This window comes from Streptomyces sp. GC420 (assembly GCF_009916105.1).
Classification (GTDB): domain Bacteria; phylum Actinomycetota; class Actinomycetes; order Streptomycetales; family Streptomycetaceae; genus Streptomyces.
In genome coordinates, this window is the sequence record NZ_JAAAXQ010000702.1 from 1 (window position 1) to 1,846 (window position 1,846).

At 73.3% G+C, this 1,846-nt stretch carries 2 protein-coding genes; one reads left to right on the plus strand and one right to left on the minus strand.

The annotated features are described in order from the left end of the window. Window positions 1–137 precede the first annotated feature (137 nt). Entirely contained in the window at window positions 138–596 is a 459-nt protein-coding gene (locus GUY61_RS37920; protein ID WP_166634831.1) for a universal stress protein, read from the minus strand. Between the two features lie 194 nt (window positions 597–790). Here GUY61_RS37920 and GUY61_RS37925 point away from each other — a divergent pair, with 194 nt between their 5' ends. Further along, window positions 791–1,711, plus strand: a complete 921-nt coding sequence (locus GUY61_RS37925) for a polysaccharide deacetylase family protein (protein WP_166634832.1) — start codon at window positions 791–793, stop codon at window positions 1,709–1,711. The last annotated feature ends 135 nt before the right edge of the window (window positions 1,712–1,846 follow it).

Sequence of the window (1,846 nt, forward strand, 5' to 3'; positions counted from 1 at the left end):
GTGGAGCGCAGGTAAGACCGGGACTCGTCCCGGCACCGCGCGGCGAAGCAGGAACCCACTCGACACCGCAGCCTTCAACGGCGCGGTAGGCGGGAATCGCCGTCCTTCAGGGCGGCGAGGATGTCAAGTGCCACGGGTTACGGCACCACGGTGACGGGCCAGCGGCCGGCCTTCACCAGCCGCAGCGCCACCGAGCCGATGATCCGGTGCCCGGCCTGCTCGGAGGCGCCGACCACCACCGCGTCCGCCTTCAGTTCGTCCGCCGCCTTCACCAGGCCGTTGTACGGGTCGCCGATGAAGGTGTGGAACTCCCAGCGCAGTTCGAAGACGCCCTTGAGCCGCTCGGCGGCGACCCTGATCTCGTTGACGAGTTCCTCGGCGACCTGGGCCGTGGTCTGGGCGACGGGTGCGCCGAGCGCGGCTCCGGCCGCGATCACCGGCTGCACGTAGACGAGGGCGAGCAGTGCCTTCTGGCGCCGGGCGAGACCCGCCGCGTACGCGGCGGCACGCATCGAGGTGTCGGAACCGTCCACCCCGACGACGATCACCTTCGGGCCGTCCGTACCGCGCTCGAAGACGTGCTGCTGGTCTCTCACGCTCAGCAGCCTACGCCGTGCGGTCCGCCCGTCCCGCTCACGGTGCCGCTCGGGCCGACAAGATCGTCGGCGCCGCGACCGGGGTCCCCGGGCGCGCGGCCGCCCGCCCGGGCGGCTGGTTCCATCGGGTGCTTTCGCGGGTCGGCGCGGTGTCGCTCACGGCCCGGCGGAATCCCTCGTGCGAGCCATTAATCATGAAAAAGGATGAGATTCTCATGGCGCGCCGTCTGGTCCTACGAGGAGCGGCCGGATTAGGAATGGTGGCGACCGGCTGGGCCGCCCTCGGCATCGGCGGCGCCAACGCCCCCCACCGCGTGCCCGCCGCCGCACCCGGAGCGGGATCGCCCGCCGGTTCCCCGGCGGCGCCGGCGCCGGCCGGCGGTGCGCCGCCCGAGGGGGTCTCCGGTGTCCGGGTCCGGCCGGCCACGGCGTACCGGCTCCAGCCCATGACCGCGTACAGCCCGCCGAAGTACCGCCCGATGAGGCCCCCGGTGCGCAGCAGGCCCTTCCTGCGCCTCGACGCAGACACCCGGGGCATGGTGCTCACCTTCGACGACGGGCCCGACCCCCGCTACACCCCGGAGGTGCTGCGTGTCCTGCGGCGCTACGACGTGCGGGCGATGTTCTTCGTGGTCGGTGAGATGGCCGACGCCCACCGGGACCTGGTGCGGCGGGTGATGGACGAGGGGCACGTGGTCGGCAACCACTCCTGGTCCCATCCGCTCATGACCCGGCTGAGCCCCACCAGGATCCGTGAGGAGCTCACCCGTACCAGTGAGGTCATCGAGGAAGCGGCGGGGGAGCCGCCGCGGTGGTACCGGGCACCCTACGGGGCCTGGAACGGGGTCTCCTTCAAAATCGGCGCGGAACTGGGCATGGAGCCGCTCGCCTGGACCGTGGACACCCTTGACTGGCGTGCCGGCGCCTCAGCCCACCGGATCGCCCGTGCGGTGATCGACGGCGCGGGCCCGGGCGTGGTTGTCCTCTCCCACGACGCGGGCGGCAACCGGCGCGCCAGCGTCCTCGCCCTGCGCTCCTACCTGCCGGCGCTGCTGGACTCCGGCCACAGCATCACGCTTCCCCCGGAACCGGGTGGCCGGCGTCCCTCTTCCTGATCCGCGTGCCGTCCTGGTGCGGGGGCGCCGCCCTTCGGCGATCGCCCCCGCACCGGGATACCGGCCTCGTACTCTCCCGTCGGCCCCGGCGCCGCGCGGGGTCCGCACCGCGTCGGGCCCGCTCCGGGCCCGAGC

Bases quoted from the DNA above. Each gene is read 5' to 3' on its own strand.
- GUY61_RS37925 (WP_166634832.1), top strand. From the start codon at position 791: ATGAAAAAGGATGAGATTCTCATGGCGCGCCGTCTGGTCCTACGAGGA.